At 38.8% G+C, this 22,939-nt stretch carries 30 protein-coding genes and 1 pseudogene; 26 read left to right on the forward strand and 5 right to left on the reverse strand.

The window, feature by feature from the left end; translation table 11 throughout:
• Window positions 1-240 precede the first annotated feature (240 nt).
• The 5 genes from LI241_RS00445 to LI241_RS00465 all read left to right on the forward strand — a co-directional run bounded on the left by LI241_RS00445 (window position 241) and on the right by LI241_RS00465 (window position 4,935).
• The gene (locus LI241_RS00445; RefSeq protein ID WP_008689067.1) at window positions 241-1,047 is read left to right on the forward strand and encodes a Cof-type HAD-IIB family hydrolase; all 807 of its coding nucleotides are present in this window, start codon (window positions 241-243) and stop codon (window positions 1,045-1,047) included.
• Window positions 1,048-1,182: 135 nt separating this feature from the next.
• A complete protein-coding gene (gene rimO, locus LI241_RS00450; protein WP_008689066.1) occupies window positions 1,183-2,484 on the forward strand; it encodes a 30S ribosomal protein S12 methylthiotransferase RimO in 1,302 nt (433 codons plus the stop codon).
• Window positions 2,478-2,960 carry a DNA-deoxyinosine glycosylase gene (locus tag LI241_RS00455; protein WP_008689065.1) on the forward strand — a complete coding sequence of 161 codons (483 nt, stop codon included), beginning with the start codon at window positions 2,478-2,480 and terminating at the stop codon, window positions 2,958-2,960. Before rimO ends, LI241_RS00455 begins: the two co-directional genes overlap by 7 nt.
• A gap of 191 nt (window positions 2,961-3,151) precedes the next feature.
• Window positions 3,152-3,646 (forward strand): GNAT family N-acetyltransferase, encoded by a 495-nt coding sequence (locus LI241_RS00460; RefSeq protein WP_008689064.1) that lies wholly within the window; start codon window positions 3,152-3,154, stop codon window positions 3,644-3,646.
• 221 nt (window positions 3,647-3,867) lie between these two features.
• A complete protein-coding gene (locus LI241_RS00465) occupies window positions 3,868-4,935 on the forward strand; it encodes a glycoside hydrolase family 25 protein (RefSeq protein ID WP_008689063.1) in 1,068 nt (355 codons plus the stop codon).
• Window positions 4,936-4,978: 43 nt separating this feature from the next.
• Here LI241_RS00465 and LI241_RS00470 read toward each other — a convergent pair whose 3' ends face one another.
• Window positions 4,979-5,179 carry a cold-shock protein gene (locus tag LI241_RS00470; protein ID WP_008689062.1) on the reverse strand — a complete coding sequence of 67 codons (201 nt, stop codon included), beginning with the start codon at window positions 5,177-5,179 and terminating at the stop codon, window positions 4,979-4,981.
• 238 nt (window positions 5,180-5,417) lie between these two features.
• Between LI241_RS00470 and LI241_RS00475 the strand changes: the two genes are divergently transcribed.
• Entirely contained in the window at window positions 5,418-5,885 is a 468-nt protein-coding gene (locus LI241_RS00475) for a hypothetical protein (RefSeq protein WP_008689060.1), read from the forward strand.
• 297 nt (window positions 5,886-6,182) lie between these two features.
• On the opposite strand, the gene LI241_RS00480 is transcribed toward LI241_RS00475, so the two are convergent.
• The 3 genes from LI241_RS00480 to LI241_RS00490 all read right to left on the reverse strand — a co-directional run bounded on the left by LI241_RS00480 (window position 6,183) and on the right by LI241_RS00490 (window position 9,016).
• Complete coding sequence (locus LI241_RS00480; RefSeq protein ID WP_196028355.1) at window positions 6,183-7,313, reverse strand: site-specific integrase; 1,131 nt, start codon at window positions 7,311-7,313, stop codon at window positions 6,183-6,185.
• A 108-nt stretch (window positions 7,314-7,421) separates the two neighbouring features.
• A complete protein-coding gene (locus LI241_RS00485; RefSeq protein ID WP_196028354.1) occupies window positions 7,422-8,345 on the reverse strand; it encodes a hypothetical protein in 924 nt (307 codons plus the stop codon).
• A 47-nt stretch (window positions 8,346-8,392) separates the two neighbouring features.
• Complete coding sequence (locus LI241_RS00490) at window positions 8,393-9,016, reverse strand: LexA family transcriptional regulator (RefSeq protein WP_196028352.1); 624 nt, start codon at window positions 9,014-9,016, stop codon at window positions 8,393-8,395.
• A 177-nt stretch (window positions 9,017-9,193) separates the two neighbouring features.
• On the opposite strand from LI241_RS00490, the gene LI241_RS00495 reads away from it, so the two are divergent.
• Both LI241_RS00495 and LI241_RS00500 read left to right on the forward strand, forming a co-directional pair.
• Window positions 9,194-9,376, forward strand: a complete 183-nt coding sequence (locus tag LI241_RS00495; RefSeq protein WP_196028351.1) for a helix-turn-helix domain-containing protein — start codon at window positions 9,194-9,196, stop codon at window positions 9,374-9,376.
• Window positions 9,377-9,392: 16 nt separating this feature from the next.
• Complete coding sequence (locus LI241_RS00500) at window positions 9,393-9,569, forward strand: hypothetical protein (protein WP_196028349.1); 177 nt, start codon at window positions 9,393-9,395, stop codon at window positions 9,567-9,569.
• Here LI241_RS00500 and LI241_RS00505 read toward each other — a convergent pair.
• Window positions 9,553-9,756 (reverse strand): hypothetical protein, encoded by a 204-nt coding sequence (locus LI241_RS00505; protein ID WP_008979526.1) that lies wholly within the window; start codon window positions 9,754-9,756, stop codon window positions 9,553-9,555. The genes LI241_RS00500 and LI241_RS00505 overlap by 17 nt on opposite strands.
• Window positions 9,757-9,866: 110 nt before the next feature.
• Here LI241_RS00505 and LI241_RS00510 point away from each other — a divergent pair, with 110 nt between their 5' ends.
• From LI241_RS00510 to LI241_RS00595, 18 genes and pseudogenes are all read left to right on the forward strand, one after another.
• Window positions 9,867-10,052 carry a hypothetical protein gene (locus LI241_RS00510; protein WP_196028347.1) on the forward strand — a complete coding sequence of 62 codons (186 nt, stop codon included), beginning with the start codon at window positions 9,867-9,869 and terminating at the stop codon, window positions 10,050-10,052.
• Between the two features lie 12 nt (window positions 10,053-10,064).
• Entirely contained in the window at window positions 10,065-10,364 is a 300-nt protein-coding gene (locus LI241_RS00515) for a hypothetical protein (protein ID WP_196028345.1), read from the forward strand.
• Between the two features lie 71 nt (window positions 10,365-10,435).
• Entirely contained in the window at window positions 10,436-10,714 is a 279-nt protein-coding gene (locus tag LI241_RS00520; RefSeq protein ID WP_196028343.1) for a hypothetical protein, read from the forward strand.
• Window positions 10,715-10,718: 4 nt separating this feature from the next.
• Window positions 10,719-11,092, forward strand: a pseudogene (locus tag LI241_RS00525) (sporulation initiation factor Spo0A C-terminal domain-containing protein).
• A gap of 22 nt (window positions 11,093-11,114) precedes the next feature.
• Window positions 11,115-11,723, forward strand: coding sequence for a hypothetical protein (locus tag LI241_RS00530; RefSeq protein WP_227150884.1), 609 nt, complete (start codon window positions 11,115-11,117; stop codon window positions 11,721-11,723).
• 1 nt (window position 11,724) lies between these two features.
• Complete coding sequence (locus LI241_RS00535) at window positions 11,725-12,873, forward strand: DUF2800 domain-containing protein (protein ID WP_227150882.1); 1,149 nt, start codon at window positions 11,725-11,727, stop codon at window positions 12,871-12,873.
• Between the two features lie 319 nt (window positions 12,874-13,192).
• Window positions 13,193-13,486, forward strand: a complete 294-nt coding sequence (locus LI241_RS00540; RefSeq protein ID WP_227150880.1) for a hypothetical protein — start codon at window positions 13,193-13,195, stop codon at window positions 13,484-13,486.
• Window positions 13,476-14,114, forward strand: coding sequence for a DUF2815 family protein (locus LI241_RS00545; RefSeq protein WP_196028332.1), 639 nt, complete (start codon window positions 13,476-13,478; stop codon window positions 14,112-14,114). The genes LI241_RS00540 and LI241_RS00545 overlap by 11 nt, the downstream gene beginning before the upstream one ends.
• Before the next feature lie 4 nt (window positions 14,115-14,118).
• Window positions 14,119-16,086 (forward strand): DNA polymerase, encoded by a 1,968-nt coding sequence (locus tag LI241_RS00550; RefSeq protein WP_227150878.1) that lies wholly within the window; start codon window positions 14,119-14,121, stop codon window positions 16,084-16,086.
• A gap of 15 nt (window positions 16,087-16,101) precedes the next feature.
• Window positions 16,102-16,338 (forward strand): hypothetical protein, encoded by a 237-nt coding sequence (locus tag LI241_RS00555; RefSeq protein ID WP_196028329.1) that lies wholly within the window; start codon window positions 16,102-16,104, stop codon window positions 16,336-16,338.
• Window positions 16,335-17,129: an HNH endonuclease signature motif containing protein gene (locus LI241_RS00560; RefSeq protein WP_196028327.1), complete on the forward strand. Its 795-nt coding sequence runs from the start codon at window positions 16,335-16,337 to the stop codon at window positions 17,127-17,129. Before LI241_RS00555 ends, LI241_RS00560 begins: the two co-directional genes overlap by 4 nt.
• A 14-nt stretch (window positions 17,130-17,143) precedes the next feature.
• The gene (locus tag LI241_RS00565; protein WP_196028325.1) at window positions 17,144-19,525 is read left to right on the forward strand and encodes a virulence-associated E family protein; all 2,382 of its coding nucleotides are present in this window, start codon (window positions 17,144-17,146) and stop codon (window positions 19,523-19,525) included.
• A 266-nt stretch (window positions 19,526-19,791) separates the two neighbouring features.
• The gene (locus tag LI241_RS00570) at window positions 19,792-19,986 is read left to right on the forward strand and encodes a hypothetical protein (protein ID WP_196028323.1); all 195 of its coding nucleotides are present in this window, start codon (window positions 19,792-19,794) and stop codon (window positions 19,984-19,986) included.
• Window positions 19,973-20,293 (forward strand): VRR-NUC domain-containing protein, encoded by a 321-nt coding sequence (locus tag LI241_RS00575; RefSeq protein ID WP_196028322.1) that lies wholly within the window; start codon window positions 19,973-19,975, stop codon window positions 20,291-20,293. The genes LI241_RS00570 and LI241_RS00575 overlap by 14 nt, the downstream gene beginning before the upstream one ends.
• Entirely contained in the window at window positions 20,290-21,639 is a 1,350-nt protein-coding gene (locus tag LI241_RS00580) for a DEAD/DEAH box helicase (protein WP_196028320.1), read from the forward strand. The genes LI241_RS00575 and LI241_RS00580 overlap by 4 nt, the downstream gene beginning before the upstream one ends.
• 16 nt (window positions 21,640-21,655) lie before the next feature.
• Window positions 21,656-21,856 (forward strand): hypothetical protein, encoded by a 201-nt coding sequence (locus tag LI241_RS00585; protein WP_196028319.1) that lies wholly within the window; start codon window positions 21,656-21,658, stop codon window positions 21,854-21,856.
• Window positions 21,857-21,882: 26 nt separating this feature from the next.
• A complete protein-coding gene (locus tag LI241_RS00590; protein WP_227150876.1) occupies window positions 21,883-22,347 on the forward strand; it encodes a hypothetical protein in 465 nt (154 codons plus the stop codon).
• 192 nt (window positions 22,348-22,539) lie between these two features.
• Window positions 22,540-22,923 carry a hypothetical protein gene (locus LI241_RS00595; protein ID WP_227150874.1) on the forward strand — a complete coding sequence of 128 codons (384 nt, stop codon included), beginning with the start codon at window positions 22,540-22,542 and terminating at the stop codon, window positions 22,921-22,923.
• Window positions 22,924-22,939: the final 16 nt, after the last annotated feature.

Consider the following 22,939-nt stretch of genomic DNA (forward strand, 5'->3'; position numbering starts at 1 on the left):
AAAACATCATGAGATGTTTTGCTGGGAAAGCTTTTGAGAAATAAACAGAGCTATTTCTTTTAATGAGCATGTACAGGTAAAAGCCAACTGCCTCAACAGGTGAATTGCAAAGGTGCTAACTGCATCAACAGGAAACAATCATAGGTGCTACCGGCATTAACAAGATATTTAGAACTGGGAAAAGCATATGGAATAGCTCAATCGTTTATTAGGAAAGCAAACAAGAAAAAGGAGAAGAATATGAACCAAGCGTATCAATTGATTTGTTGCGATTTAGATGGAACCTTATTAAATGAGAAGGATGAAGTTAGTGAGAAGAATAAGGAAATGATTCAACGCTGTCGTAAACAAGGCATGCAATTTGCCATCGTCAGCGGACGTCCGGTGGAGGGGATCTTACAACTCATCAAACAATGGCAGATGGAAGAGATGGTCGATTATGTCATTGGCATGAATGGCGGTGTTGTTTATCATTGTAAAACAGCAATCAAAAAAGAATATCATCGTTTAGATGGCGCGATCATTAAAGCAATCATGGAGCATTATGCTGGCTGGAAAGTACGCTTTATCATCTTTGATGGTGCTAAGCGTTATGTCAGCTATAGTGATGAAGAAACCAAAAGGCTTGCCGCATCATATTGTGAGCAGGAAGTACAGACAGACATGTTTACTTTATGTGATGTCCCACGTAATAAGCTAATTGTGCAATGCTATCCACAAGATATGCCAAAGGTAGAGGCTCATGGTAAGCAGTATCACAATGCACAATGTGTTTGTTTTAAAACAGCGGCAGATCTATTTGAATTTGTAAATCCACAAGTAAATAAAAGCAGTGGTATTCAAAAGCTGTGTGAGGATATTGGAATAACGATGCAAGAGGTTCTTGCTTTTGGAGATACCAGCAATGATAATGAAATGCTGCGTGATGCTGGTTTGGGCGTATGGTTATGCAATGGCAGTGAAGATACCAAAGCCATGGCAGATGCTGTGGCAAAGGCGAATACAGAAAGTGGCGTTGGCTGTTTTTTAGAGGAATACATCTTATAGAAGCGATTATGCAAAGAGAAATTCAGTTTTAAAAAAAGAGCTTTCTTTGTTTCCATACCTAATGAGGTAATAAAAGGAAATGGCTTTTAGGATAGGAAAAAACATGGTATAGTAGTACCTAGCGAGGTGTAGTATATGAAAATAGGTTTTATTTCTTTAGGCTGTAGTAAAAATTTAGTTGATAGTGAAAAGATGATGGGCATGTTGAAAAGTGGACATCATGAATTGGTTAAGGATGCGCAGGAAGCAGAAGCCATCATCATTAATACATGCGGATTTATTAATTCTGCGAAAGAAGAAGCCATCAATACGATTTTTAAGATGGCGGAATATAAAAAACAAAATTGTAAAAAGTTGATTGTGGTTGGCTGTCTGGCGCAACGTTATAAGGAAACCTTAGAGGCGGAAATTCCGGAAATCGATGCCGTCATCAGTATTCGCGAATACCCGCATCTACATGAGATTCTTCACTCTTTATTGGATGGGAAAGAACTTGTCAGCTATGGCAAAAGTGAGCGTATGGTATCAAGCAAGCCATGGACGGCATATTTGAAAATTGCCGAAGGTTGTAGCAATCGCTGTACCTATTGTGCAATTCCTTTGATTCGCGGTGATAATGTAACCTTTCCCATGGAACAATTGGTCCAAGAGGCCAAAGAACTGGCACAGCGCGGTGTTAAGGAATTGGTTTTAATTGCTCAGGATACGACAAAGTATGGAGTTGATTTATATGGTAAACGTTCTTTATTAGAACTGTTACAAAAGCTTCATGAGATTGATGGCTTTCATTGGATTCGTATCTTATATATGTATCCGGATGAAATTGATGAGGAATTAATTGAAGGTATGGCGAAGTTACCGAAAGTATTGCCATATTTTGATATTCCAATGCAGCATGCCAACAATTGTATGCTGGCAGCTATGAATCGTCGAGGCACTAAAGAGGAAGTCTTGGCATTGATTAAAAAGATTCGTAAGACGTATGCGGATCCTACTTTACGTACGACCTTTATCGTGGGCTTTCCCTCAGAAACACAGGAAGATTTTGATGAATTGATGCAGTTTGTAGAAGATGTTCATTGGGATCGCATGGGTGCTTTCACCTATTCTCCGGAAGAAGATACGCCGGCTTTTGATATGGAACAAAGTGTTGCAGAAGAAGAAAAACAACGTCGTTTAGCAATTTTGATGCAGCGTCAGGAAGAAATCTCTTTAGCCAATCAACAAAAACGTATTGGTACGGTGATGGAAGTTTTGGTAGAAGCACAGGATGGCTTGACTGGCAAATATCGTGGACGTGGAGCAAACAGTGCACCGGATGAAGTGGATGGTATGGTCATTTTTACAAGTAAACAACCATTAGCCTTGGGAAGTTTTGTCCAGGTTAAGATTACCGAGGCCCTCCCTCATGATGTGATCGGAGAAGCTTTGTGTTAAAAGGCTTTGCCCCTATTATTGCCAAACAGCCGCGAGTGATGATCTTAGGCTCTATGCCGTCTGTGACTTCTTTAGAGAAGCAAGAATATTATGGGTTTGCGCATAATCGCTTCTGGAAGATCTTGCATGCACAATTTGGGATGCCAATAGCTACCTATGAACAAAAGAAGGCAATCATTTTAACGCATCATATGATTTTATGGGATGTCATTGGAGAATGTGAACGAGAAGGCAGCTTGGATTCGGCAATTCGCAATGAAAAAGTGAATCCGATTGATGAGCTGCTAGAAGCGTATCCAGAAATTTCAATCATTATCTGCAATGGTCGTAAAAGCTATGAACTGTTTCAAAAACATTTTGCGCATTTGGATAAGCAAGTAATTTATTTGCCTAGTACCAGCAATGCGAATCGCACGATCAAAGAGGAAGCATTATTTGCAAAATGGATGCAGGTGTTATCTGCATATGATTTATAAAGTGCTGATGATTAGCACTTTTTTTCATGCTTAATGGAAAGCTGAAAACGTTTCTAGGATGAAAGGGTGATAGAAGAAGCAAATGATAACGACAAGATAAGCTGCAAAAAAGGAATAGATTTTTATTTTGATGCCTGCTTTTTAGGAAGAAAGTGCTATAATAATGGCTATATAAGAAGGGAGCGAGGCATATGCAGATACGCAAGTGTCAAAGTGATGAGGATATCCAACAGTTAGCAAAGCTGGCAAATGAGATATGGCATGAGTATTTTATAGATATTATTTCATTCGAACAAATAGAATATATGGTGGAGAAATTTCAAAGCTATCCGGCATTAAAAAAAGCCATAGAGGAAGAACAGTATACGTATTTTTTAGCCTTTGAGGAAACTGAATTGATTGGCTATTGTGGGGTGAAACCGGAAAAGGAACGCTTATTTTTAAGTAAGCTGTATTTAAGAAAAGATAAACGTGGGCAGGGCTTGGCTTCTTATTTATTAGAGGAAGCAATCAAGTTTGCGAAAGAACAAAACAAACAAGCGATTTATCTGACTTGTAATAAATATAATCAGCATAGCTTGGATGTATATCATGGCAAGGGATTTCAGGATATCAATGCAGTGCAGACAGATATCGGTCGTGGTTTCATCATGGATGATTATATCTTGGAAAAGGTGTTATCATAAAAAAAGGAAATAAAGATCTTTTGATGTTTTATCAAAGATTATATTATTTCTTTTTTATTTTAGTAAGGTTTATTTGATAGTTACTTTTTTTGGTTCTGCTTATGGCTTTTTTACCTGAAGATGCTATGCCCTATATCATCTTCATTTTTTATGATGGTATCATGGCTGCAACCTAAACCGTTTTCTTTCAGATACATAGAGTAAAACAAGAGGTGAAGAAAATGAAACGATTCGGGATAGATGTTTCTGAACATAATGGCATCATTGATTGGAAAGCTATAAAAAGGGCTGGAGTAGAGTTTGCCATTATACGATCAAGTTATGGACATTTTGTAGAAGATCAGCAATTTCGTCGTAATGTAAAAGAATGTGAAAGATATAAGATACCATATGGCCTTTATCATTATTCCTATGTTGCCAATCATGCACAAATGAAAGAGGAGGCAGAAGGTTTTTTACGACAGTGTCGTTCCTGTAAGCCAGCGTATCCTTGTTTTATTGATATGGAAGATGCTGATGGTTGGAAAGCCAGACATGGTGTGAGTGATGCAATGAATATCGAAACGGTATATTATACTTGTGATACCTTAGAAAAAGCAGGATATTATCCCGGTGTTTATGCAAATTTGGATTGGCTTGAGCATCGTATAAATTCGCCGCGATTAGATCGATTTGATAAATGGGTAGCACAATGGGCTAGCAAAATCACATATGATAAACCATATGGCATGTGGCAATTTAGTGATAAGGGAACAATTAATGGATATCGTGGATGGTTGGATTTTGACTATGCCTATAAGGATTATCCAAAAATTATCAAGGAAAAAGGCTTCAATGGGTTCAGTAAAGATGATGGAAATTCCTCGAAACCAGAGAAACCAAAACCATATTTACGCTATCATGTAGGGGATCATGTACATTACAGTGGTTTATGGACACAAAGCAATGGTGGCAATTGGTATCCTCTTAGCTCACTGAGGGTGAAAGAAGGCACGATAACAAAAGTGATAAAAACAGCGCAACATCCGTATCTTATCGAGCATAATATTGGCTGGGCAAATAATAAGGTAATTGAAGATGCACAAAAACCATCCATTCATTTCCATGTGGGTGAGCTTGTTCGCTTTGATGGCTTATGGACAGCCAGTGATGGAGGTATCTGGTATTCAAAAGATCAATTATTGATAAAATCAGGAAGGATAACAAAAGTAATAAAAGGTGCAAAGCATCCATTCCTTATCAATAATGGATTGGGCTGGGCATCCGCAGCTGTGCTACACCATATATAAAAAAAGACACCCCATCTGGGATGTCTACATAAACAAGTGATGATTATAGAACGTTTACGTTTGCGGCATGATCTCCACGATCATTTGTTTTAATATCGAAGCTTACTTTCGCTCCTTCTTCTAATGTACGGAAACCATTACCCTGAATTTCTGTGTAATGTACGAAAATATCATTTCCTTCATCAGAAGTGATAAATCCAAATCCTTTGTCTGCGTTAAACCATTTTACTTTTCCTGTACTCATGTTATAGTACCTCCATTTTTCTGTATAAGAGGCGCCTCAAGGTATTAAAAAACACATATGTGAAATTGTACTTTGAGATAATTACAATTTCTGATATGTGAATATTGAAATCATAGTTATTTTGCTCGTTATTACTTCTTCAGTATAACATAATAATTTCAAATAGCAAGTGTTTTAAAAAAGAATTCGTTTGACAAGCGTGTAAATAAAGCATACACTTACTATATGAGGTAAGGAAATGACAACTAACGAAAAAAAAGTGTTTCATCCCACATTGGGCATTTGTACCATCACGGAATATGACCGTAAAAGTGATCGTATCACGATGATATCTTTAGATGGTAACCAAAGCGTCATTCCATATAAAAATATGGATAAGGCCGGTGTCAGAGAAATCATGGATATTGCTACAGCGCGATTGATTCTGGACAGAATTTTTCATCCGGCGATTCACGCGGATTATGGAAAAGAATTAAGTGAACTTTTAAAAATGCGGAATTATTCGAATATTGATATGAATGCACTGGTGGATGTTTATATTTATTTAATGAATTGGAAATATGCAGAAAGAAAATGTGGCATGAAAAATCAGGAGTGTTTGGAGCGTATTCAGGAGCGCCTTTGTGATGAACTGGCATTTGTGTTAGATGTAGGGAAGGAACAACTCATTGCTCATTTAATTGCCTGTTATGAAAATTTAGCTTAATGAATGAAAGATCGTTTTTCTTTCATTTTTTAATTATCATATGAGCACCATAGATGATATGCTATGGCAGAGCAAGCTTTCTTATTGTGGGTCCAGAAGAGCGGCATAGAAATATAAAAAACGGAAATTTTATTAAATTTCCGTTTGTTTATGTAATGGTGACCCCTCAGGGATTCATATAATCAGTATTTTATATGTTTTTTTGGTGTATTATATGGTTAAAAGAGGGATATTTCGTTAGATTTTGTCTGTATGTTTTAGAAATTTACACCAAATTTACACCAAATTTTTATTGTCTTAAGTAATGGTGTTAAGCTTATCTACCATTTTTTGTTGTGCATCATCAAACCAATGCCCGTACACGTCATTGACCATTTCTACGGTATGTCCCAACCTTTTTGCTATATCAAATGGACTAAATCCTAAATTGATTAAAAGAGATACGTGAGAGTGTCTAAAATCGTGTATACGTATTCTGGGAACTTTAGCAATGGCTATCCACTTATCTTTTTTTAAGCGTATTGTATTATCATCAAGTGGCTTATCAAAATTAAATAAAAGCTTATCTTTATCAAAACCTATGATACTGCTATGGCGCTCATAAAGTGCTTGTACAGACAAAAAACATTCGTTTGGCATAATTACAGTCCTATAGCTGTTACGTGTCTTAGGTGTTGTGGTTTGCCGCCTGTGTTTGGTATAAGTCTTACTGACGGAAATAGTTTTAGCTTTTAAATCTACATCAGACCAACGTAATGCTAAAGCTTCGCCGATTCTTAGCCCACACCAATAAAGTACATTAAACAACGCTATATACACTTGATCATCTACTACGCTTATAAATTGTTTGTATTCATTTGGATGCCAAAAACACATCTCTTTCTTCGGTTCGTTACTTCTTTTTACAATATTAAAGTTTGTTAATTTAGGGTCAGATATATATCCGTTATGAGATGCATAACGTAATATCGATTTTAACCTTGTTTGTATTGTTGATATCATGGCGTTAGAGTACAGGGTGTTTTTGATGGTTTTAGCATTTAGCAAAAACGATTGAAATTCATGTATATTTTCGATGCGTATTTTACGTAATCTTAAATCCCCCCAATAAGGATAAAGATAGCGCTTATATGTTTTTTGCAACTCCCAATATGTTCTGTCTTTAACGATATTTTTCTTTGAGCCCAAGTATAAAACAAAAACATCATTCATAGTCATATTTGTATCAATTTCTGTTCTCATTTTTAACAAAAATTCGCGTTCCCATTCGGCTGCTTCTGCGCTACTCGCAAATCCTCTTTTGTGATAACGATGTGGCGTGCCGTTTAGGTCTACATAGCTACCTTCACACTTGTACGTCACCTTTTTGACCATCTTCTCTTTATTCTTTTTGCTACGTACCATACGTTCATCTTTTTTTACAGCCATTGCTTAATACCTCCATTTCTGTTAAAATAGGGTATAGAAAAAGTGTAGACCGAGCAAGTCACATTTTTCTATAGACACTCACCGGATGCCGCCGGCGGGTGTTTTTTATTACACTGATTTTAAATCGTCTATTGATAGGTCAACAAGATTTAAAACTTTATTTACTAGATCTTTGATTTTTGATACATCTTTTTTATTCTGTTTTGTGCATTGTGAGCCATCTTCTGCTTTTAAATTATCAGCATTCAATTTGCAATTCCCTGTCCATAACAAATTTTTATTGTAGAAATATGTTACGGTTGTTCCAGAATTGTCATCGGAGAATGTTGCGTTATTATCCTTGCTATCATCAAAAAATTCGAACAACAAATGATATTCTCCATTATCGCCCCAATCATATCTGTAATTGCCATTAAATTCATTGAATTTAGTTGACATTTTTGCTTTTATACGTGGCAGAATATCTAATGGTTTTTCATTGTTAACTACTTCTTCTGAATCTTGAATGCTATCATGATAACGGTATACTTCAGCGTTTAAACATTTTGCATACTGATCTACTTGCTTTTTTGTCATTTTTTTATTTAGTCTAATTAATATATTTTCCAATAATATATGATTACCATAATTATCCATTTGAGTAGCCTCGTATGTAGATAATTCAATTGCCCTTAATTCAGCTTCGTCTTTTGTGTTATAAACTTCAATTGAACCACTTAATGGTTCTTCTTTATTGTAAGTTTTTTCTACGGTAGAATCAGAAAAATTTAACTTACCAATATAAGAACATATTATATTTGGATCAGTTTCATTTGTATATGCTATGTAATATACAACCGGTATCCCTCCTGCTTCTAGGGTCTTATATATCTTAATAGCTTTCTCTGTGCCTTCTTTATTTATTTTTTTTGTATTAGACGATGAAGTTGATGTATCATCAGTTTTTTTCTTTTCTGCATCCTTTGCATTAGAGCAGCCATTAAGTAAACAAAGCGTAACGATACACACAAATAAGATAAAACGTTTTTTCATTTCCCTCTTCCTCCCATATTGTTTTATGTAAACATCATATGATGTGTTTACCTTTTACTAATAACTAAAGCTAATTTGCCAACTACTCTGAAGCAAGTATTTTCCACATCTACGATAATTGGGTCATATTTTTCGTTTGCAGGCAATAGCATGATTAAACCTTGCTCACTTTTTCTAAATCGCTTGCAAACAGCCTCTTCATTATTGATACAAAATGCGCCAATATTACCATTTTCTAAGATGTTGGTTTTTTCAAATACTAATAAATCACCATCATTAATACCTGCATCTATCATACTATCACCTTTTGCATAATTAGCAAAGTATTCTTTATTAGGCTTTAGGATGGTATCCGGTAAAGATATATATTCAATAATATCTTCGTCAACAAAACTGCCTGTACCACATGACAATCTTGCAAACAACGGCATTTGAATTTGATGTTCTTTTATATCTGGTTTTTTTATACGCTCATCAGTTATTCCACCTAAAAAATTTATATCGACATCAAGATAATCTGCTAATATTTGCAACTTTTTATAGCTCGGTGCTGCTTTTTTTCTTTTCCAATCAGAAAAACTTGATTGTGATATACCTGTATCTTTTGATACCTGATACGGTGTTAAATTCTTTTCCTCGAGAATTTTTATTATTCTTTCATAATTAAACATATTTAGTCCTCTCTAAAATCACATGGAAAATTCCTAGTATTTTTGCTTGACTAAACGGAACATTTAAAGTATGATATGTACGTACTAGGAAATATCCGAGCAAAATACTAAGATTATTATTAAACCCAATCAAAGTATATCACATTTTCTTAGTATATCAAGATAGGAGGTGTAATTTTGTATCGAAAAATCGAAGTATTGATGAAAAAGAAAGGAGTGACTGCGTATAGATTGGCTAAAGAAACCGGTATTCCTCAATCATCAATAAGTGATTGGAAACGTGGGCGATGCAAGCCAAGTGTTAAAATGCTCACAATCTTAGCCGATTACTTTGGCGTAGATATCAAGGATTTATTGTAGAAAGGAGAGTGATGAAATGGAGAACGTAAGCAGTTATCAAGAAGCGAATGGAAAGGTTGAGCTAAATATTGAGATAAACGGTATTGATGAGGCATCTGAAAAGGCAGAGCGTCTTGTGAAAACATTAAAAGAAGCCAAATCATTAGCGAATGACTTAGCTTCCATGGATTTGAAGATTAACTTTTGTGAGTGATGTTCAATGTTAAATCAATTTCTTTACCACACGAAGGGCACAGGCTTTTACCGGTTGGGACATTGACTATATTCTTACAGAATGGACATGTTACGTCATATGTTCGTAGATTAGCGGCTTCTTCGATAGCTTGATTTAATTTATCTTTATCTATATTCACTTTAAAATTTTTGATTTTGACACTCACATTTTCACCCCCTTTCCCAGTATAAGTAAATATTATCACACGTATGGGAAAGGTCAATTATGCAAACACAAATAAAAATAACGTATGTAAAAGAAAGGATGGTGAAGTTTATGAATGAAGTGTACCTAAACAAAGATGGCAAGCTGTTTATAAACGGTAATGAGATCAAAGATGTTTTATCAGTTGCTAGCAAAACAGATTATGCAGGTACAAAAATTGTAATTGAAATTGATGGAAATTTTAAAAGTGATTACCAAAATGATAAAGAGTACAACCATTTTATGGATGCGGCATAAGGAGTTTAAAACATGAGGCAAAAATATCGAAACGATATAAACATTGAGCGTGAAATGATTTTGCATAAGATTTATTTAACAAAAACAGATGTCAGAAACTTCATGCATTGGGGCAATGATAAAGCAAATAGATTGTTTGAGGCCTGTAGGCAAAAATGCATTGATGAAGGAAAAACGAATCTAGAAGGTAAGATATATTACAAGCATCTATTACAACTTACTGGAATAAACGAAAGTGATATCACACGCATGGCAAATCAAGAACGCAAAATAAAAGACACTCAGTCGGCGACCAAACTAACGAGTGTCTAACATCAAACCTTTATATAAAGATTCGTCTTTATTATAAGGGAATCGAAGGTAAAAAGCAAGGAGGGAAAGAAATGCAAAAATCAATCACAACATCAGAAATGGCCATACCTAAGATCAGCAAGACAGCTATCATCGTGCTGCTATCCTTCTTTTGTGTAGGTCTCATCGTAGTGAACTTTAATTGGCAAAAAGAAAATGAGCGTTTGCAGCAATATGCAGATCATAAGATGCAGGAAGCAGCAGATGCAAAGATGGATATGGAAAATATGCAAGGTGCTTTTGATCAGAAGTTGAGAGAAGTAGCAATCTTGGAAAATCGAATTCATGAGCTTGAAAATAGGAGCAAGTGACCATATGGACGATATAACCAGTATCTTATTTAGATTAGGCATCACACCAAATCTGAAAGGATTCGACAGCATCAAGCAAGGCATAAGTTTAATAATTGCTGATAAGAGCAAGTATCATCAGATAACGAAATCCTTATATCCGGATATCGCAAAGAAACAGGATCGACACCAGGGCGTGTGGAACGAAGTATACGCTATGCAATCTCTGTGGCTATAAGGGCAGATTATGAAGATGAGATGCAGAAGATCATTGGCATTACACCTTATAAGTGTCGGATAACGAATTCAGAATTTATGTTTACGGTAGCACAAGTTATAGAGGAACATAGAAAAACTTTTAAACAGAAAGAGAGTCAGACCGGCTTAAACGGGAAATAAAATCACATGGAGGTAGATAAAAATGGAATTAGTTTTATTAATCAAAGCAGAAAACAGGTTATTGAATGTATTGGAGCGCTTAGCAAGCGTTACAGAAAGATCGTTATCAATGAATGATGATCAAGCGAATCAAATGAACAACAACTTAAATACGATGACTGTCCTTCAAGAATCAAAAGATGAACAGAAAGATCAAGCGGCATTGAGTGATACGGAAATGACCACAGCAGATCATCTCGAAGAACATATCAGTGTCAAACATTTACATTATGGCCTGCAGGATGATGGCATCACGACCTATGATAAATGGGATGAGATGTGCAAGGCCTTGGATAAAGTAGGAGAAACTAAGGCAAAAGAGATTTTGGCAGAATATAGCGAAAATGGCGAGTATGGTGGTGTAAGACCTGCTAACTGGGATAAGGTCATCAAGGCCTGTACGGTAAAAAAAGAAACCGAAAAGAGCTATACACTTGAAACGGTAAGAGCACTGGCAAGAAAGGTGCAGCTAGATAAGGGAAAAGATGTCCTTCATGATATCTTTAAGGAATATGATAAAGAAAAGCTATCCCAATTCATGACTGCTGATTATCCGGCATTATATGAAAGATTGCAAAAGGAGGTACAGTGATATGCCAGGGGTTCATGCCTTTCTCAGCCCTTCCAGTGCAAAACAATGGCTATCTTGCACCCCTTCGGTAAAGCTGGAACAGAACTTTCCTGAAAAAGGGGAAAGTGAAGCTGCAAAGGAAGGTACGCTAGCACACTCTATCGCTGAACAAAAATTAAATAAATGGATCAACCGTAAACGAAACAAGATCGTCTGTGAAGATAAGGATATGGATACCTATACTGATGGCTATCGTGACTATGTCATCGAAGTATATAATCGGGTCAAAAAGGACTGTACGGATCCAGTCTTTAAAATTGAACAAAAGCTCGATCTGAAGGAATGGATCAAAGAGGATGGTGGCACGGCAGATGCGATCATCATTGGTGACGGCACGCTGCATATCATCGACCTGAAGTATGGAAAAGGTGTTGCGGTCAGCGCAAAGAACAATCCGCAGATCAGGCTTTATGCATTGGGGGCCATAAGAGAATATCAATTGCTTTATGATCTCACAAAGGTACATATGCATATCTATCAGCCTCGTGTGAGCGATGGAATAAGTGAAGAGGTCATGTCAGTGGATGATCTGATCAATTGGGGCGACGAGGTCGTGAAGCCCGCTGCAGAACAGGCATTCGAAGGTGTAGGTGAATATCATCCAAGCGAAGAAACGTGCCGCTGGTGTCGTGCCAAAGGGGCATGTAAAGCAAGAGCAGAACATAATGAGCATCTCCGCAGATATGGCTTCATGGATCCGGATCTGCTGAATAATGAGGAAATCAGTAAGATCCTTGCAGAAGTGGACGAACTCACCAGATGGACCACTGATGTAAAAGAGTATGCGCTCGATGCCATGCTCAAAGGGGCACAAATTCCCGGCTTCAAGGTCGTGGAAGGACGCAGCATCCGCAAGGTGACAGATGAGAAGCTGTTGGTCGATAATATGAAGGACGCAGGATATGAAGAAGCGTTGTTATATGAAAAGAAGCTGCAACCCGTCACAAAATTAGAGAAACTGGCAGGAAAGAAAGATTTTGCGATCATATCTGCTGGATGTATTGAAAAACCTAAGGGTTCACCGGCAATTGCACCTGTGAGTGATAAACGCCCTGAATACAACAGCGGTGTGAGCGATTTTCAAGAGGAATTGCAAGCGATGCCCAGCTGATACGAAAGAACTGGCTGCCATCTTGGTAGAAGGGTTAGCAAAAGCCGGATTTAAGATTCAGAGATATGACGCATATTCTACCAATAGCGTCTATCATATCGATATAATATTGGTTTCAATGTGAAGCATGAACATACGAACGACCAAGGCTATACGCGATATTTCTTTTCGGCAGATCAACATGCTGATCTAATAGCCCTGTGCATCAAAGAACGTGATATAAAGCTATCACGTTATGGTGCTGAAAGATATAAGGATTACATGCTTGAAAATCTACGCTCAAATGAAGGCAGCAAAGGGTTCTGGAAAGAAGCGAAACATGCGATTAGAAGAGGAGGTAGGATATATTATGAGAGTTGAAGTTGGTCAATTGGTCATATATGACCCTGGATACAAATGCAAGGTTGGAAAAGTTAAACGGATTAATCCATATTTTGAGAATAAAGCATTCGTATGGTATCACACAGGAGATACAGCGGCATGTACAGATATGAATGACCTTTATCCTATAGATGTAAGGTTCGCAAGAGAACATGCGGATCTGTTTGAAAACAGATATGCCTTAGAGCATTTAATAAATAAGAAAGTTGAGGAAAATGAAAATGGCAAATAATGGACAATTGAGCACAAAGGTTAAGACAGGTGAGGTGCGTTTATCGTACTGTCATCTATTTGAACCCCACGCATTTGATGAAGGGCAGGATGCAAAGTATTCTGTACAGATCATCTTTGATAAGAATGACAAAGAAACGGCAGCAGCGATCAGTCAAGCCTATAAGAATGCAAAGCAGAATGGTATCAATAAGTTTGGTCAGAAATTTGGTCAGTTGGTCAATGACCTGATGTGTAAGCCTGGGGACAAGACCGGGTTAGTGCGTGATGGCGATACCGATCCAAGATATAGTGATGATAAAGAAACCTATGCTGGGAAATATATCATGAATTGTAAGTGTTCCACAGCACCCGGTGTCTATTCAAAAGAGACTGGTACTAGAAAACTGACAATGGATGATCTAGAAATCGTCTATTCCGGATGCTATGGTAAAGTCACGTTCAACCTTTATCCTTATAGTAAAGCAGGTAATACTGGTATCGGTGTCGGATTGAACAATGTTTTAAAAACAAGAGATGGAGATAATCTTGGAGGTCGCGTTTCTGGAGAAGTAGATTTCGCTGATGAATTTAAGGATGAATCAAGTTTTCCAGGATTTAATGATACAGAAGACGATTTGTTAGGCTAATCTCATGAGGACACTACATATAGATTTGGAAACCTATAGCTCTGTAGATCTGATATCATGTGGTGTATATAAGTATGTAGAGAGCGAGGACTTTGAGATCCTCCTCTTTGCATATGCATTCGATGATGAGCCTGTTAAAGTTATTGATTTGACACAAGAAGATAATAGGATACCTGATGAAGTATGCAAAGCCATATATGATGAGGATACAGCCATAAAGTATGCTCATAATGCAATTTTTGAAAGGCTGTGTTTGTCAAGAGAATTTGGTATCAATCTACAGCCGGAAACATGGCATTGTTCCATGGTACATGCATTGATGCTAGGACTTCCAGGTGCATTAAAAGACGTGGGAGCTGCACTAGGCCTATCAGAAGATAAGCAAAAGCTTAGAACCGGAACGGCCCTTATATCCTATTTCTGTAAGCCATGTAAGCCCACCAGGACTAATGGCTATAGAACACGAAATCTACCTGAACATGCTCCGGAAAAATGGGAGCTGTTCAAAGAATATTGTAAGCGTGATGTTGAGACTGAAAGAGAGATCAGTTATAAGCTAGATCGATTTCCAATACCGGATCAAGAGCATCGTCTATGGTGTTGGGATCAGCGTATGAATGACTATGGTGCAAAGATTGATAAAGAACTGATGCGAGATGTGCTGTCCTTTGGTTCCGTCAATGAAGATGATATGAAAAAGGAATGTAGAAGGATCACGAACGGCATCAATCTAAATAGCGTTTCGCAGTTGAAAGAATGGATCAGCAAAAAAGAAAATAGAGAGATAAACAGTCTTACAAAAGACGATGTCATTATGCTGCTCCAGGATGAAACGATCAGCAGTGATACAAGGCGTTTGTTAGAATTACGACAAGAAGCAGGCAAGACATCTGTGAAGAAATATGATGCGATAGCTAGAGCCTTATGCAAGGATGAAAGGCTGCATGGCATCCTACAGTTCTATGGAGCGAACAGGACAGGAAGATGGGCGGGACGTATCTTCCAGCCACAGAACCTGCCAAGGAACGCATTCGAAGATATTGGATTGGCAAGAGAATTAGTCAAGAACAAAGAATTTGAGATAATAAATCTTTTATATAGCAGCTATAACGAAGTGTTCAGTACACTGATCAGAACAGCAGTGATTCCTCCAGATGGATATATGTTTGCGATTGCTGATTATTCTGCTATCGAGGCAAGACTAACTGCATGGTTCTGTAATGAAATGTGGAGACAAGAAGTCTTTGCGACGACTGGTAAGATATATGAAGCTTCTGCTGCACAGATGTTTCATGTACCAATCGAATCTGTGACAAAGGGATCAGACTTGCGTAAGAAAGGCAAAGTGGCGGAGCTGGCATTAGGCTATGGCGGTGGTGTGTCTGCTTTGGAAAGAATGGGTGGTGCTGATATGGGACTATCTGAAGAAGAGATGCAGGACATAGTAAACAAGTGGAGACTAGCATCGCCTAATATCAAAAAAATGTGGTATCAAGTACAGGAAGCTGCTTATTCAGCAGTACAGGAACGTAAGCGTGTTTCTGTAGCTCATGGTGTAAATTATTTCTATTCATCGGGGATATTGTTTGCAGAGCTGCCTTCCAAAAGACGACTGGCTTATGTTCGACCTAAACTGGTCAAAGGGAAGTATGGAAATGAACTTACATATGATGGAACGGATCAAAAGACACATCGATGGGGAAGACAGAAGACATGGGGCGGTAAACTATTCGAGAACTTGATACAGGCCATTGCAAGAGATTGCCTGGCCAGAGCGATGTTGGAGCTGGATGAGGTCGGTTATAAGATCATCATGCATATCCATGATGAGGTAGTCGTTGAAGTACCTAGTGGTACAGCCGAAAGTTGCTTGAAAGATATAGAAAGGATCATGGGTAAACCAATACCGTGGGCACCTGGACTGATCCTGACCGCTGATGGGTTCCTCAGTGAATATTACAGAAAGGACTAAAGGAGAGAAACGATAATGAAGAATACGTTAGTAGATCTAAATAATCATCTATTTGAACAGATCGAACGTTTGAACGATGAAGAATTAGACGATGAAAAATTAGATAAAGAAATAAAACGTGCGAAAGCAATGACAGATGTATCGAGCAAGATCATCGAAAACGCAGCGCTTGGGCTGAGCGCTGAAAAATTGCGAGCAGAATATGGAAATCGTGAGATCCATCTGCCAGGCATGCTGGAGAATAAAAAATGAGCAGGCTCTTGACGGAAGAACAGGATAGCTATCTTAGAAAGATCGCCCTATATCATTCCGTTAAGGAATGCACCAAGTTCATAAATGAGAAGTTCGATACTCATTTCAGTATTGCTCAAATCCGATCATATAGGTGTAGGCATAAGATCAGCTCTCGAAAGAAGCCTTGGGAATTTGTTGATCATTCCACGAATCGTTTGTTGAATGACGAGCAGGCGGATTTCTTAAAGGCTCATGTCATAGGTATGACAAATAAAGAACTTACAGCACTCATCAACGCTAGATTTGATATGAATCTTACAGTGCTGCAGATCAAAAGATATAAGTGTAACCATAGAATCAGTTCAGGACTTACAGGACGTTTTGAAAAAGGTCATGTGCCTGCGAACAAAGGACAGAAGATGCCGGCAGAGCTGTATGATAAAGCGAAGCCTACTATGTTCAAGAAAGGTAACACACCAGCAAACAGATTGCCGATAGGTAGTGAACGTGATGACAAAGATGGTTATATTCAAGTCAAGGTACAAGATGGAAAGCTGAATAAGAATTGGAAATTAAAGCATGTGAAAATTTGGGAAGATGAACATGGTCCCTTGCCTAAAGGACACGTCGTGATCTTTCTTGATGGAAACAATCGCAACTTTGAATTAGACAATCTAAAGGCAATCACGAAAGCTGCAAATGCAAGGCTGAATCAGAATCACCTACGTCATGATGATAAAGAGTTAACAGAAACCGGTGTAGCGGTAGCTGAATTGATGACAGCGATTCATAAACGTAAAAAGAAATAGCGGAGGTAAGATATATGCACGATGTGGAGTTCCAAATAGCCATAGGCAAGAGCCGATTTGAGAAACAATGGAAAAATATGTCCATGTCGTGGGTGGATTTCCTTGACCGACTCAAAGAGACCTATAGGACACGAGAGACGATGGATGAATATCTCAAGTTGTCAAAGAAGAAACAAGATGAGATAAAAGATATCGGAGGTTTCGTCGGCGGCACGTTGAAAGATGGCAGGCGTTTGGATGGGAACGTCCTATCGCGTTCACTCATCACGTTGGATGTCGATTATGCTCCTGAGGATCTATGGGACGATATCGATATGCTTTATGGAAACGCGTGCTGTTTGTATAGTACACACAAACATAGAAAAGGGAATGCACGATATCGTCTCATCATCCCCTTAGCTAAAAATGTCGGACCGGAAGAGTATGAAGCCATTGCAAGAAAGATAGCAGAAGATTTTAATATCGATTACTTCGATGATACGACCTTTCAGGCTTCCAGATTGATGTATTGGCCATCCACACCTATTGATGGTGACTACGTATTCCATTACCTGGACGCTCCGATATTGGATCCAGAATCAATACTCGATCGTTATCCTGATTGGCATGATATCAGCTTTTGGCCTATGTCTTCCAGAGTTACTGAGATCAAGAAGAAGATGGCAAAGAAGCAGGGTGATCCATTAGAAAAAGATGGTCTCATTGGCGCGTTTTGCAGGACCTACGATATCCATTCAGCGATTGAAACGTTCCTACCAGATGTATATGTGAGATGTAAAGATAATAACCGATATACATATATTAAAGGATCCACTGCAGGAGGCCTCGTTACATACAACGATCGCTTCGCATACAGTAATCATGCAACGGATCCATGCAGCATGAAATTATGCAATGCATTCGATCTCGTAAGGATACATAAATTTGGAGAACTCGATATCGATGCTGATCCAAAGATACCTGTAAACAAATTGCCTTCTTGGGTGGCCATGATGGACTTCATCGGACAAGACAAGCCGACACTTCAAACACTTGGTGAAGAGAAACTGCAAACAGCTATGGAAGACTTCAAAGATGATTTTAATACGATGGATACTGATTGGCTGTCAAGATTAGCTACTGATAAACGAGGTAACTATGAAGCAACAACAGACAATATAGTGATCATCCTTCAAAATGACCCGAGACTTAAAGACGGCATAGGAGGTATCGATGTATTCTCACAGAAACCGGTCAAGAAAGGTTCGCTTCCATGGTGGCGATATGATCCACATAAACCATCATGGTCAGATGCAGATGATGCAGCATTAAGATATTTATTAGAAAAAGATTATGGCATCGTAGCCAAAGGAAAGACAGAGGATGCAATTATGTATATACATGAAAAGAACGCATTTCATCCTATAAGAGAATATCTAGAATCAGTAAGATGGGATGGCATAGAAAGATTAGATACATTATTTATCGATTATCTGGGAAGCAGCGATACACCTTATACTAGAGCAGTGACCAGGAAGGCATTTACGGCCGCTGTGGCAAGAATATTCATGCCAGGATGTAAATATGACTACATGCCTGTACTTGTCGGAAAACAAGGTATAGGAAAGTCTCATATCCTGTCTGTAATGGGCGGTGTATGGTTCTCTGATTCTATTACCACGATATCGGGCAAAGAAGGATACGAGGCTTTACATGGTTCATGGATCGTTGAGATGGCCGAGCTGACAGCGACAAGGAAGCAGGAAGTGGAATCTATAAAGCAGTTCATATCAAAGCGAGAGGACCGCTATAGGAAGGCGTACGCACGCAGGGTATCCGATAATCCACGACAGTGTGTTTTCTTTGGGACGACAAACGACGATGAGTTCCTGCGAGATTATACAGGCAATAGAAGATTCTGGCCAGTCGATACTGATGCAGATAAACGGAAGAAATCAATCTTCAAGGATCTCACCCCTGATGTACGTGATCAGCTATGGGCGGAAGCAGTAGCAAGATTCAAAGAAAAGGAACCTCTATTCTTGGAAAGCAAGTTGGAAAATGAAGCTAAAGAGATACAGGAAAGATATACCTATAGAAGTCCGAAAGAGGGTCTCATACTTGATTATGTCGAACGAAAAGTACCTATAGGATGGAACGATATGAGCTGCTATGAACGTATAGCATGGATGGAGGATGAAGATAATGTTGGTACAGAAGAACGTACCAGGATATGTGCTTTAGAATTGTGGTGTGAGCTATTTAATGGCGGTAAAGGTACGATGAGTAATGCAGATGCAAGAGAATTGAATGGCATCTTATCAAGACTAAAAGGGTGGATAAAACTACCTAATCCGGTACGTATAAATGACGAATACGGAAGACAAAGAGCGTATAAAAGATTGACAACAAAGTAAGGCTCTGACAACAAAGTCAAAAAAACGGTGGCAACAATGACAACAAATTCGGCAACATAAAAAATGATTGATTGTTGTCTATAAAAGACTTTTAAATAAAGGCTTTAGAAGTGATTGGCAACAGTGACAACAATTATTTATATACTTTAATATAAATATATATTTAGGTAGATATAGCACACCATACCCGCCTAATGTGACGTAACGCTACGCGCGCGAGGACTGTTCCACTGTTGTCACGATAGAAACAGGAAGGTGAAAAAACGATGGAAGACGCACAATCAACGATAAGTGAACTAATACAAAAAAGACCATGGATCAGTGTAGATCTGATCAGAGAGATCAGAAAAGAAACAGGAACGTCAAAAGCGGACATGCAGATAATCAAAAAATCTCTAGGATTGGTATCGGTCCCGGTTAAAGGTCAGCAATATTGGGTGGATCCAGATGGCTTGGAATAGTACGACGAGAAGTGACCCAGAACAGCAGGTCGAGAAATATCTGGTCAACAGGATAACGAACCTTGGGGGACTGCCTTGGAAATTTACATCACCGGGCACGGCAGGTGTTCCCGATCGCATCATCATCATGAATGGCCTGATCTGCTTCGTAGAACTGAAAAGACCAAAAGGTGGACGCGTTTCAGATATGCAGCTGTGGAGGATCGAGCAATTGAGAAAGCAAGGAATGAAGGCATATGTGATCAAGAACAAGGAGCAGGTCGACCATTTGGTGCAGCAGATGATGAAAGGTGTCCTGCCAGAATGAGATATACGCCGCATGAGTATCAGATCAAGGCATACGATTGGATCATCAACAAGAAGAAGTCGGGGCTGTTCCTGCCAATGGGGATGGGAAAGACGAGCATCACACTGACCGCCATAGAAGATCTCATGTATGACATGTTTCAGGTGAAGAAGGTGCTTATCATAGCACCGATTAGGGTCGCCCAAACTACATGGCCGGATGAAATTGAAAAGTGGGATCACACAAGACATCTGACCTATAGCCGTGTGCTGGGAAGCAAAGGACATCGCATGAAAGCCTTGGAAGAAAAGGCTGATATCTATCTGATCAATCGTGAAAATGTTCCTTGGTTGGTAGATGAGGTCGATCATGATTGGCCATTCGATATGGTCGTGATCGATGAGTTGTCCAGCTTTAAGAATCCCAAGGCAAAACGTTTCAAGGCACTGAGGAAAGTTATACCTTTGGTAGAGAGGTTCATCGGTCTGACCGGAACACCTGCACCGAAAGGACTCCCGGATCTATGGCCACAGCTCTATCTGATGGATCAAGGGAAACGATTGGGAAGAACACTGACATCGTTCAGAAGCAGATTCCTGATACCTGGTAGGAGAAATGGCAACGTCATCTATGAATGGTTGCTGCAGGAAGGTGCAAAACGACGAATCTATGATGCCATAGGAGATATCTGCATGAGCCTAAAAGCCGAAGATTGGCTACGGTTACCTAAATGTCGATATATCAATCATGAGGTCATCCTGGATGAGAAGACGATGGTAGCCTATCATCGTTTCAAGCGAGAAAAGATATTGCAGATCTGTGAGGATGGTGTCATCACCGCAGCTAACGCCGGAGTGGTCACTAACAAGCTCCTACAGTTCACTGCGGGCGCTGTGTACGACGAAAACCATGCAGTACAAGAGATACATCAAGTAAAGCTAAACGCCCTGGAGGACCTGCTAGAGGCCGCTAACGGTAATCCGATTATGGTGTTCTACTACTTCAAGCATGACCGTGATAGAATCATCGATTATTTCCCTAATGTAGAGATCCGGGCGATCGAAAGCCAGCAAGACGTGAAGGATTGGAACGATGGAAAGATCGAGATGCTGCTCGTTCATCCGGCTTCTGTGGGACATGGATTGAACCTTCAGCAAGGGGGCAATATTATCATCTGGTATACCTTGCCCAACTGGAACTTGGAACTGTATCTGCAAGCAAATGCAAGGCTTCATAGACAAGGGCAGCAGAACACCGTAATGATCTACCATCTGATTGCTAAAGGAACCGTCGATGAGGATATGATACGGTCCTTGGAGCAAAAGGATATATCGCAAAAAACTTTGATCGAAGCGTTGAAGAGGTAAGAGGAGAAAATGACAAATGACAAATGCTGAGAAGGATAACGATATTAAGATATTTGATAACGCGCTAGATAAAGCATGCAAAATACTTGCAGATATGGCACGGCAGTCTCCTTGTTGTATTAATGATTGCCCGTCAGAATCAGAGAAGGATTGTCATGTGAAGTGCGAAGATAAGGACGCTTGGAAAGCGTACTTGCTTGGTAATGATAAACAATAACCAAGCGATATGAAAGGTGTGAACTGATGCTTAAGGTAAAGAAAGTGTTAGATGTTGAATTGTTGGGAATCAAAGAGAAACATGTGCTTGGCTGTTTTACAGACTACCTGTATCACAAGCACGCATCTGATCTCATCCAGGAAGAATTGATGAGCATCGCAGAGGAGCTGTCTTGCGGATCTACATCGACTGGTATTATCAAGGTGTCAAAGGACTCTAAAGGTTGCCTATCGCCTTGGGAGAATGAGCTTATCGCAAGGGAAAGTGAACTGATCAAGGAACAGGATAAGCATGAGATGGCCATGGAGCTGGTGAATGGATGGGTGGATAACATCAAGAACGATGTCCATCGTGAGATAGTTGTGGAATACTTGATCAACAATCAGTGTGAGAATGCAGAGGCGGTCGCAGAGAAGTGTTTTACTACAAAAGGAAATGTATGCAAGATATCAAAGAGGATCGTGACGAACATTGCAAGAAAAATTTCTTAAAATGGAAACCCGTTTCCATGTCAAGCGTGATATAGTAGTAGCATGGATAGAGCAGGGAGGTAGCCCCCTTCACCTCCCTGTATCCTGTTGGTCTTTGTTTCTCTCCCCTTATGTAAGGCATCTAATTTATTTAGGTGCTTTTTATTTTACTCGAATTGTAGTATGATAATATTGAGAAGGGTGGTTGATAACATGGAAATCAGTTCTTTATTAGCGGGTGTTAAAAAAGCTTTTGAATTAGCACAACAGTCTGATAATTATGAGTTGGTGAAAGAAATGATGTCAATTCAATCTATGGCCAATTCATTACAAGATGAAAACCGCTCACTAAAGGAAGAAATAGATAAATTAAAATCTTTAAATAAAATAGCGGATGAAATTTATTTAAAGGGTGATGCCTATTATATGAAAAAAGATAATGGTGTCGAAGATGGACCGTATTGTACAAGATGTTGGGATAAAGATAAATTACTTATAAGATGCAGAGTTTGGGAAGAAGCCTATACAAATAAACTTGTTTGCGATTGTCCGGAATGTAATAGTCAAGGTTATCTAAAAAATAGTGATGAGCGCTAAACTAGCGCTTTTATTT

The sequence above is a fragment of the Longicatena sp. 210702-DFI.1.196 genome, from assembly GCF_020563125.1.
Classification (GTDB): domain Bacteria; phylum Bacillota_I; class Bacilli_A; order Erysipelotrichales; family Erysipelotrichaceae; genus Longicatena; species Longicatena caecimuris.

Excerpts from the sequence above, each read along its gene's own strand:
- LI241_RS00555 (WP_196028329.1), top strand. The coding sequence starts at position 16,102 with ATGAAGAATACGTTAGTAGATCTAAATAATCATCTATTTGAACAGATC.
- rimO (WP_008689066.1), top strand. The coding sequence starts at position 1,183 with ATGAAAATAGGTTTTATTTCTTTAGGCTGTAGTAAAAATTTAGTTGAT.
- LI241_RS00445 (WP_008689067.1), top strand. The coding sequence starts at position 241 with ATGAACCAAGCGTATCAATTGATTTGTTGCGATTTAGATGGAACCTTA.
- LI241_RS00490 (WP_196028352.1), bottom strand. The coding sequence starts at position 9,016 with ATGTTTAATTATGAAAGAATAATAAAAATTCTCGAGGAAAAGAATTTA.
- LI241_RS00520 (WP_196028343.1), top strand. The coding sequence starts at position 10,436 with ATGCAAAAATCAATCACAACATCAGAAATGGCCATACCTAAGATCAGC.
- LI241_RS00480 (WP_196028355.1), bottom strand. The coding sequence starts at position 7,313 with ATGGCTGTAAAAAAAGATGAACGTATGGTACGTAGCAAAAAGAATAAA.
- LI241_RS00550 (WP_227150878.1), top strand. The coding sequence starts at position 14,119 with ATGAGGACACTACATATAGATTTGGAAACCTATAGCTCTGTAGATCTG.
- LI241_RS00510 (WP_196028347.1), top strand. The coding sequence starts at position 9,867 with ATGAATGAAGTGTACCTAAACAAAGATGGCAAGCTGTTTATAAACGGT.
- LI241_RS00580 (WP_196028320.1), top strand. The coding sequence starts at position 20,290 with ATGAGATATACGCCGCATGAGTATCAGATCAAGGCATACGATTGGATC.
- LI241_RS00515 (WP_196028345.1), top strand. The coding sequence starts at position 10,065 with ATGAGGCAAAAATATCGAAACGATATAAACATTGAGCGTGAAATGATT.
- LI241_RS00590 (WP_227150876.1), top strand. The coding sequence starts at position 21,883 with ATGCTTAAGGTAAAGAAAGTGTTAGATGTTGAATTGTTGGGAATCAAA.
- LI241_RS00465 (WP_008689063.1), top strand. The coding sequence starts at position 3,868 with ATGAAACGATTCGGGATAGATGTTTCTGAACATAATGGCATCATTGAT.
- LI241_RS00460 (WP_008689064.1), top strand. The coding sequence starts at position 3,152 with ATGCAGATACGCAAGTGTCAAAGTGATGAGGATATCCAACAGTTAGCA.
- LI241_RS00485 (WP_196028354.1), bottom strand. The coding sequence starts at position 8,345 with ATGAAAAAACGTTTTATCTTATTTGTGTGTATCGTTACGCTTTGTTTA.
- LI241_RS00585 (WP_196028319.1), top strand. The coding sequence starts at position 21,656 with ATGACAAATGCTGAGAAGGATAACGATATTAAGATATTTGATAACGCG.
- LI241_RS00535 (WP_227150882.1), top strand. The coding sequence starts at position 11,725 with ATGCCAGGGGTTCATGCCTTTCTCAGCCCTTCCAGTGCAAAACAATGG.
- LI241_RS00595 (WP_227150874.1), top strand. The coding sequence starts at position 22,540 with ATGGAAATCAGTTCTTTATTAGCGGGTGTTAAAAAAGCTTTTGAATTA.
- LI241_RS00560 (WP_196028327.1), top strand. The coding sequence starts at position 16,335 with ATGAGCAGGCTCTTGACGGAAGAACAGGATAGCTATCTTAGAAAGATC.
- LI241_RS00570 (WP_196028323.1), top strand. The coding sequence starts at position 19,792 with ATGGAAGACGCACAATCAACGATAAGTGAACTAATACAAAAAAGACCA.
- LI241_RS00575 (WP_196028322.1), top strand. The coding sequence starts at position 19,973 with ATGGCTTGGAATAGTACGACGAGAAGTGACCCAGAACAGCAGGTCGAG.
- LI241_RS00475 (WP_008689060.1), top strand. The coding sequence starts at position 5,418 with ATGACAACTAACGAAAAAAAAGTGTTTCATCCCACATTGGGCATTTGT.
- LI241_RS00545 (WP_196028332.1), top strand. The coding sequence starts at position 13,476 with ATGGCAAATAATGGACAATTGAGCACAAAGGTTAAGACAGGTGAGGTG.
- LI241_RS00500 (WP_196028349.1), top strand. The coding sequence starts at position 9,393 with ATGGAGAACGTAAGCAGTTATCAAGAAGCGAATGGAAAGGTTGAGCTA.
- LI241_RS00530 (WP_227150884.1), top strand. The coding sequence starts at position 11,115 with ATGGAATTAGTTTTATTAATCAAAGCAGAAAACAGGTTATTGAATGTA.
- LI241_RS00565 (WP_196028325.1), top strand. The coding sequence starts at position 17,144 with ATGCACGATGTGGAGTTCCAAATAGCCATAGGCAAGAGCCGATTTGAG.
- LI241_RS00540 (WP_227150880.1), top strand. The coding sequence starts at position 13,193 with ATGCGATTAGAAGAGGAGGTAGGATATATTATGAGAGTTGAAGTTGGT.
- LI241_RS00470 (WP_008689062.1), bottom strand. The coding sequence starts at position 5,179 with ATGAGTACAGGAAAAGTAAAATGGTTTAACGCAGACAAAGGATTTGGA.